The 7,687-nt window shown below is 65.8% G+C and carries 6 protein-coding genes and 1 pseudogene; 4 read left to right on the top strand and 3 right to left on the bottom strand.

The window, feature by feature from the left end:
- Both K2W81_RS15525 and K2W81_RS15520 read left to right on the top strand, forming a co-directional pair.
- On the top strand, positions 1 to 1,575 hold a 1,575-nt coding region (locus K2W81_RS15525), incomplete at its 5' end, for an insulinase family protein (protein ID WP_294106143.1).
- A 29-nt stretch (positions 1,576 to 1,604) separates the two neighbouring features.
- Positions 1,605 to 1,766, top strand: a pseudogene (locus K2W81_RS15520) (vitamin B12 dependent-methionine synthase activation domain-containing protein); the annotation flags it as partial.
- 375 nt (positions 1,767 to 2,141) lie between these two features.
- On the opposite strand, the gene K2W81_RS15515 reads toward K2W81_RS15520, so the two are convergent.
- Both K2W81_RS15515 and K2W81_RS15510 read right to left on the bottom strand, forming a co-directional pair.
- Positions 2,142 to 3,341 (bottom strand): cation:proton antiporter, encoded by a 1,200-nt coding sequence (locus tag K2W81_RS15515; protein ID WP_294106140.1) that lies wholly within the window; start codon positions 3,339 to 3,341, stop codon positions 2,142 to 2,144.
- A 115-nt stretch (positions 3,342 to 3,456) separates the two neighbouring features.
- Positions 3,457 to 3,771: a hypothetical protein gene (locus K2W81_RS15510; protein ID WP_294106137.1), complete on the bottom strand. Its 315-nt coding sequence runs from the start codon at positions 3,769 to 3,771 to the stop codon at positions 3,457 to 3,459.
- Positions 3,772 to 3,968: 197 nt separating this feature from the next.
- On the opposite strand from K2W81_RS15510, the gene K2W81_RS15505 reads away from it, so the two are divergent.
- Positions 3,969 to 4,913: a right-handed parallel beta-helix repeat-containing protein gene (locus K2W81_RS15505; RefSeq protein WP_294106135.1), complete on the top strand. Its 945-nt coding sequence runs from the start codon at positions 3,969 to 3,971 to the stop codon at positions 4,911 to 4,913.
- Positions 4,914 to 5,069: 156 nt separating this feature from the next.
- Here the strand turns inward: K2W81_RS15505 and K2W81_RS15500 are convergent, their stop codons facing one another.
- Positions 5,070 to 6,731: an alkaline phosphatase family protein gene (locus tag K2W81_RS15500; protein ID WP_294106132.1), complete on the bottom strand. Its 1,662-nt coding sequence runs from the start codon at positions 6,729 to 6,731 to the stop codon at positions 5,070 to 5,072.
- A gap of 98 nt (positions 6,732 to 6,829) precedes the next feature.
- Here K2W81_RS15500 and K2W81_RS15495 point away from each other — a divergent pair.
- The coding region (locus K2W81_RS15495; RefSeq protein WP_294106130.1) for a protein-disulfide reductase DsbD domain-containing protein at positions 6,830 to 7,687 on the top strand (858 nt) is incomplete at its 3' end.

The raw sequence follows: 7,687 nt of genomic DNA, 5'->3' as shown, positions 1-7,687 counted from the left end.
ACCGCCTATGACATTTTCCTCGGCGCGCGCGAAAAGGGCATGTTCTCGCCCGCGGCCTTGCTCGCGTCGACCAAGCGCGTCTTCACCGGCAGCGCGACCCACGCGATCGTCAACACCCGCACGCCCGATCCGACGGCGGTCGCCAAGTTGCAGGCGGCGCTGAAGGCCGATGTGTCCAAAGTCGCGACCACGCGCAGCACGGCGGGCAAGGTCGATTTCTCGATGCTCCCGAAGCTCGGCGCACCCGCGACGATCGTCAGCCGCAAGCCGATCAGCGATCTGGGCATGGAGCAGGTCGTTTTTTCGAATGGCGTGCGGATGATGATGTTCCCGAACGGGTCGGAGGCGGGGCGGGTCTATGTCCGCGTGCGCTTCGGGCAGGGCTATAATGGCTTGCCCGCTGACCGGCCAACGGCAGCCTGGGCGGCGCCGCTTGCGTTGATATCGAGCGGCATCGGCACGCTGGGGCAGGAAGAACTCGACGCGCTCACCTCGGGGCGGCGGATCGATCTGGACTTTGCGGTCGATGACGATGCCTTCGTGCTCGGATCGACCACCTCGGCGGAGGATTTGCCCGATCAGCTCACGTTGATCGCGGCAAAGCTTGCCGCACCCGGCTGGGACCCGAAGCCGATCGCGCGCGCCCGCGCGCTGTCGCTGACCGCCTATGCCGGTTTCACGGCGTCGCCCGGCTCGGTGCTGGGGCGCGATCTTGAAGGATTGCTCCACGGCGGCGATCCGCGCTGGGCGGTGCCGACACCGGCGCAGATCACCGCAACCACGCCCGCGCAGTTTCGTGCGCTGTGGGAGCCGTTGCTGCAATCGGGGCCGATCGAAGTGCAGGTGTTCGGGGATGTAAAGGCCGATGACGCGATCGCCGCCGTCGCCAACAGCATCGGCGCGCTCAAGCCGCGCGCGGCATCGGCCACGCCGCCGCCGCCGATTGCTTTCCCCGCGCATGTCGCCACGCCGGTGATGCGCACCCACGACGGTCCTACCAATCAGGCCGTCGCCGTCATCGCCTGGCCGACCGGCGGCGGGATCGACGGGATCACCGACAGCCGTCGTCTCGATCTGCTCGCGCAGGTATTTTCCGACCGGCTGTTTGACCGACTCCGTTCGGAAGCGGGCGCGAGTTATAGCCCCAATGTGTCGAGCAGTTGGCCGGTCGGCCTGTCGAGCGGCGGACGCGTGATCGCGATCGGGCAGGTGCCGCCCGACAAGGTCGCCTTCTTCTTCAAGCTCGCGCGCGAAATCGCTGCCGATCTCGCCGCCAAGCCGATCGACGCCGATGAGTTGAAGCGCGCGGTGGTGCCGTACATGCAGCTCATCTCGCGCACGTCGACTGGCAATACCTTCTGGTTCAGCCAGCTCGAAGGCGCGACCTATGACGAGCGCCGCATCGCCGCGATCCGCACCCTCTCGCGCGACGTCGCCCAGACGACGCCCGCAATCCTGCAGGCGACCGCGCAGAAGTATCTGCGGCCCGAGGCGGACTGGACAATGGCGGTGGTGCCCAAGGCGGCGGCCAAGCCTGCGGCTGGCGGGGCGCGGAAGCCGGTGCGGCGGCGGTGAGGTAGGGCGTCGCGGACCGAAGGATCGCGATGCCGTCGACGGCGGCGGTCAGCGGCTTCTACTTCGCGCACCCGCAGAGCGAATATTTCGGCGTGGCGCGGATCGGCCCGGATCAGGTCGCGGATTACGCGGCTCGGCGCGGGGTGGACCTCAAGACCGCGGAGAGGTGGCTGCGGCCGAATTTGGATTAGGGTGGGGAGGCATTAGACCGAACGGCAGTTTTCGACCCAATTGCAGCTGTTGCCTGCTTAAGGCTAGGCTCATCGTATGAAACTCAGCGCATCTTTTAAGAGCTGGTGGCGGCCCCTTCCCCTGTGGTTGAAAGGGGTGACGGTAGTAGTCGCCTTTCCAGCTTGGCTCTTCATCGGATATTGCGTTCTAACAATGCAGGCTAAGAGCACATCAGCCCTAGCCGCGTTTGGCACTTTCGCGATTGTCGCGCTGCTACACATTTTATTTGACGACCGTAACCGCCGGGGCATTCGGAAGCCGCCCGGTGGAATAGACTTCGGCGGCGGGGAATAACAGCTTCCCACCAACTTCTACCGTTCGGAAAATGGCCCCACTCACCCCGCCCGCTCGACCAACCCCGCCATCCGCTTCAGCCTCGGCGCGACCATCGGTACCGTCAGCATCGTGCTCGCGACCGCCATCAGCAGCAGCGCGGTGAAGGTCGCGTTGGTGATGATGCCTCGGTCGAGCAAGATGTTGACGAAGATGATCATGATCAGCGCCTTGGTTTGCAGCAGCCAGCCGATGATCGCGGCATCACCGCGCTCCCACTTCAGCAGCCGCCCCGCGATCTGAATGCCGATCAGCTTGCCCGCGACCGACGCCACCAGCAGCAGCGCGGCTGCACCGAACACCGCGACTCCGCCGACGTCCCACTGCGTCTTCAACCCGGTCGACAGGAAGAACACCGGCATGAACGCCATCAGCACGGCGCCACGGAACTGGTCCATCCGCGCCTGATCGAACCACTTGGCGTCAAGCACCGCGCCCGACAAGAACGCGCCGACCATGAAATGCAGCCCCGCCCAATCGGCGACGAAACCGCATGCCGCGAGCCAGATCAGGCTGACATACCAGCGGTCGCCCTCGGGAATGCGCGCCATCAGCCGCCGGATCAGTAGCATCGTCACCGCAAAGCCGATCAGGAAGCCCAACTGCCGCCCGATCCGCTCCCAATCGAGCAGGATCAGCGCGAGCACGCCCCAGATCGCGATGTCGTCGGCGCTCGCATAGCGCAGGATGCGCTGGCCGAGCGGGCGGCGCAGGATGTCGAGCTTTTCCATGAACAGCACCAGGATCGGCAGCGCCGTCACCGCACAGGCCATGCCGATGCCGAGCACGACTTGCCACGGCACGCCCTTCGGCCCGATCCAGCCGGGCAGTTGCAGCATCGCGATCGCCGCGAGGCTGCCGAACGCAAGCGGTGTCACCAGCGCCAGCGTAGCGGTCGTCGCGGTCTCGCCGCGCCGCGCCCAGACCTGGCTCAGGTCGAGCTCGATTCCCGCGATCCACACGAACAACATCACCGCCCACCAGGCGATGCCGTTGAGCGATCCGATCACGGCGGGCGAGAAGACGAAGGCATAGTAACCGGGGAACAGCGCCCCGAGCACGCCCGGTCCCAGCAAGATACCGCCGACGATCTGCACCACCACCAAAGGCGCGTAGTAATCGGTCCGCAACACCCGCCAGACGAGATACGGCACCGACAGGATGATCAGCATCGCGATCAGGAAGATTTCGGTCGTCGCCATGCGGGTCGCGGTGCTCGATTGGGTCGGGGTGGCTCGCCCATTCGCTAGCGAGAACGGGCCGACCCGGCAACGGCTTGGCTCCCGCCGCGCGCGCGGCACAGCGGGAGCCGGTCGGTCAGATGTTGGTATAGCCGCCCTGTGTCCAGCCGGTGCCTGGATCGTAACACCATTCGGTCGTGGTATCGTCGTTGGTGCAATACACGCGGACATGCGCGCCGCCGCTGTCGACCCAGGCGGTTGCCGACACCGCGCTGCCGGGTTGATTAAACTGGCCGGTCATCCAGCCACCGCCGCTGCTGAGGATGTAACGCTGCGTGATGTTATAGCCGTCGGTCGAAAAGACATGCACGTTTAGGACGTTCCCATCATTGGGATCAAAGAAGCTGACACTTGCTGTTCCAATGGGATAATTTGGATTGCTCTGAGTCATGAAATTCCTCCCGCAACACGCGCCCTGGTGCGAGTCGTTGCGCCGCGAAAGGTCGCGGTTTTGGGCGGGGCTGACAATCACCGGTTAACGCGCGCCGCAATCGTACCGAAGCGGGGCGGGCGGGCGTTAACCCTCTATTAGCCTTCCCGGAATCACTGATCGGGTGCATCGCAAACGCCGCCAGAGGAGGCCCCCAGATGCGTCACGTCCTGCCGTTCGTCGCCCTTGCACTCACCTTCCCCGCCGTCGCGCAAGGCGGCACCGCGCCGTTCACGATCGTCGAGACCGGGCAGGGGTTCGCGCATCTGAGCGATGCGCTCGCCGCCGCCGGCCCGCGCGGGCAATTCGCCCAGTCGACGATCCTGATCGCGCCGGGCACCTACCGCGAATGCGCGGTGCAAAGCTGGGGCAAGGCGACGTTCAAGGCGCGCGAGCCCGGCACGGTGATTTTCGACGGCGTCGCGTGCGAGGGCAAGGCGGCACTGGTGCTGCGCGGCAGCGGATCAGTGGTCGACGGGATCATCTTTCGCAACATCCATGTCGGCGACGGCAATGGCGCGGGCATCCGCACTGAGCTGGGTGACCTGACCGTCACCAATTCGACCTTCCTCGACAGCCAGGAAGGCATTCTCGGCGGCCAGCCTACGGGCCAGCGGATCACGATCGATCGCTCGACCTTCAGCGGGCTGGGCCAGTGCGACCAGACGCCCGATTGCGCGCACAGCATCTATCTCGCCAACAAGGGCCAGATCACCGTCACGCGCAGCCGGTTCGAGCGCGGGCGCGGCGGCCATTACGTCAAGCTGCGCACCCCGCGCGTGTCGATCACCGACAACAGCTTCGACGATACGCAGGGCCGCAAGACCAATTACATGATCGACCTGTCCGAAGGCGGCACCGGCCTGATCGCCAACAATGTCTTCGTGCAGGGCCGCAACAAGGAAAACTGGACCGCGTTCATCACGGTCGCGGCCGAAGCGCGGACCTATTCGGCGGCGGGGCTGCGCGTCGAGGGCAATCGCGCAACCCTCGCCCCCGGCGAAACGCGCTCGCCCGCGTTTGTGGCGGATTTGAGCCACCAACAGCTCGCGCTGGGGGCGAATGTGCTGGGCAAGGGCGTGCGGCCGTTCGAGGTGCGTTGAGGCGGGACCGCCTCAGGAAAGTCCCATTATCCAGCCCCGTTCGCCCTGAGCTTGTCGAAGGGCTGCCGTTCTTTTGCGACCGCGCCGAAAAGAAGGACGGTGCTTCGACAAGCTCAGCACGAACGGATCATGGGTCGGCCCCATAGCCACTTCGCCCTAGCGGCAGCTATCCCCAACCCCCGGATCGAGGTCGAGACACCGCCCGTCAACCTGCGGCGCCCCAAGCGGGAAGCCGATCGTCGCCGCCAAGGTCGGTGCGATATCGACCGTCTCGACCGCGAGCGGCTGTTCGAACCCCGTCATGCCGTTGCGCCAGAACAGGATCGGCACGCGGCGGTCATAATCCCAGAAGCTGCCGTGCGTCGCGACATAGCCGCGCGTCGGGTCGGCGATGGGCGTGATGCGCGGCTTGAGCGCGACAACGATGTCGCCCGAGCGCAGCGGGTGGAAGCTCGCCTTGGCGCGCTCGACCAGCGTCCACGTTTCAGCCGGACCAATCGCCACCGGCGCGGCTTCGATCTCGGCGCGGCTGAAGGCGGCGGCGACCTGTGGGTGGGCGCGATAGGCCGCGAGCGCTTCCTTCAACACCGCCGCCCGCTGCGCCGCCGTCAGCTTGGGGTCGATCCACACATCGCCCGATCCCGAATCGCCGAACAGCACCGGCGCGGTCAGCTTCAGCTTGGTCGCGATCGCGTCGCTCACTGCCTTGGTGGTGAAGGCGGGGTCGATTCGCGCCGCGCCGGGCACGGCATGATCGCGGTTGCGTTCGGGCAGGTCGTGGCCACCGTGATCGGCGGTCAGCACGACTTCATAATCGATGCCAAGCGTGTCGAGCTTTTCGAAGAAATCGGCCATCGTCTCGTCGAGCGCGGCCAATTGCAGGCACATTTCATTGCCTTCGGTGCCGTAAGTATGGCCGACATAATCGGTCGCCGAGGCGCCGATCGAGATGATGTCGGTCGCGCTGCCCTTGCCGAGGTTTTTCTCCTGCACCAGCGCGGCGGCAAGGCTGAACACCGCGCCGTCAAATTCGGGCGAGGCGCGGAACGAGCGGGTGTCACCGGGTGCGCGTTCGAAGCGGCCTGTGCCGACGGTCTTGCCGCTGCCGATCGCGACGGCGCGGTTGCGGCTGATGCAATAGTCGGGCGCGTCGAGCGGCAACTGGCCCGCGGCGATCTTGTCGGTGACGCCCGCATTGACGCGCGCGACCGATTGTGGGGTTGTGCGCCCGGCGTAGCTGGCGAATTTCTTGCCGTCCCACCACCACAGCTCGTCAACCTTGTGACCGCCCATCATCACGGCGGCACGGTCCTTGCCGCCGACTGACACCGTTTGCGTCGCCGGATTGGCGGTCTTCATCCGCTCACCCAAGGTCGGCACCAGCAGATGCTTGTCGGACACGGTGTAGGCGAGCGAGTTCGAGCCGGGGACCGACTCATCCTCAGCGCAGTAAATCGATTTGTCGGTGCGCGCGGTTTTCAGGTCAGTCCAGTTGTTGGCGATGATGCCGGTGCGCGCGGGGCGCATCCCGGTCAGGATCGTCGAATGGCCGGGGCAGGTCTCGGTCGCGGCGTGGCTTTGGTAGCCGCCCGGGAAGACCGCGCCGGTCAGCAGCCGCTTGAAGCCGCCGGTAAAGTGGTTGCGATATTCGGCGAACAGATCGGCCGAAAATTGATCGACCGAAATGACGACCAGCAGCTTCGGCGCGGGCTTGGCGGCGGGTACGGCGGGGGCCGTCGGTGCGGGCGCGTCCTGAGCAAGTGCGGCGGGTGTAACCAACACGAGCGCGCCCGCGAATAACGTGGCAGAAATCTTCATCACATTCCCCCTGAGCGACGGGTGTAGCACGCGTCGGGTGCATTGCTCCCGCGACCCGGCTATGCACCGGCGCGCAGGCAGTTCACAAGGATCAGCGGATGCGCGCTCTTGGTTTCGCTATTGTGACGGTGCTGCTCTGGCTGGGCGTTATTGCCCCCGCCAATGCGCAGGCGCCGGACCCCTATTCGAAGGGGCCGCATATCGCGCTGAAACTGATCGCCGAAAGCGATACGCCCGCGCCCGGCAAGAGCGTGACGCTCGCCTATGACGCGACGCCGCAGCCCGGCTGGCACGGCTATTGGCAGAATCCGGGCGATGCGGGCTTCCCCGCCAAGCTCGACTGGAAACTTCCCGCCGGGGTGACGGCCGAGGCGCCGCGCTATCCGGTGCCGACGACTTTGCTGATCGCCGGGCTGATGAACTATGTGTTCGAGCAACATTATACGTTGCTCATCACGCTGAATGTGCCCGCGACCGCGACGCCGGGGACCAAGCTGCCGATCAAGCTCAAGACGCAATATCTCGTTTGCACCGAGGAAATCTGCCAGCCCGAAGCCGCCGAACTGGCGCTCGACCTGACGGTGGGCGATGGCGCGATTGCGCCCGACCGGCTCGCGCAGTTCGACCGCTATCGGCAGGCGATCCCCAAGCCGATCGGCATGGCCGCCACCTATCAGATCGACGGCAAGGGGCTGCGGATCGGCATTCCTTATCCGGCGAGCGCGCCGCTCGATCAGGCCTATTTCTTTCCGACAACAGCAGATCGCCTGAACTACGCCGCCCCCCAGAAAGTGGTGCGCGACGGCGACCGGCTGGTGATTTCGACCGAGCTGCTCAAGCCCGGCAGCGGCCCGATCGACGGCATCCTTCGTATCGGCGCGCAGAAGGCCGTCTCGCTGTCCGCAGCGCCGGGCGTGGTGTCACCTGCCAGTGGGGAAAACGGACAACGAGCCGGG

Source organism: Sphingomonas sp. (genome assembly GCF_019749955.1).
In the GTDB taxonomy this organism is placed as follows: domain Bacteria; phylum Pseudomonadota; class Alphaproteobacteria; order Sphingomonadales; family Sphingomonadaceae; genus Sphingomonas.
The sequence above is the reverse complement of the archived record's forward strand: the minus strand, read 5'-3'. Positions and strand labels throughout refer to the sequence as shown.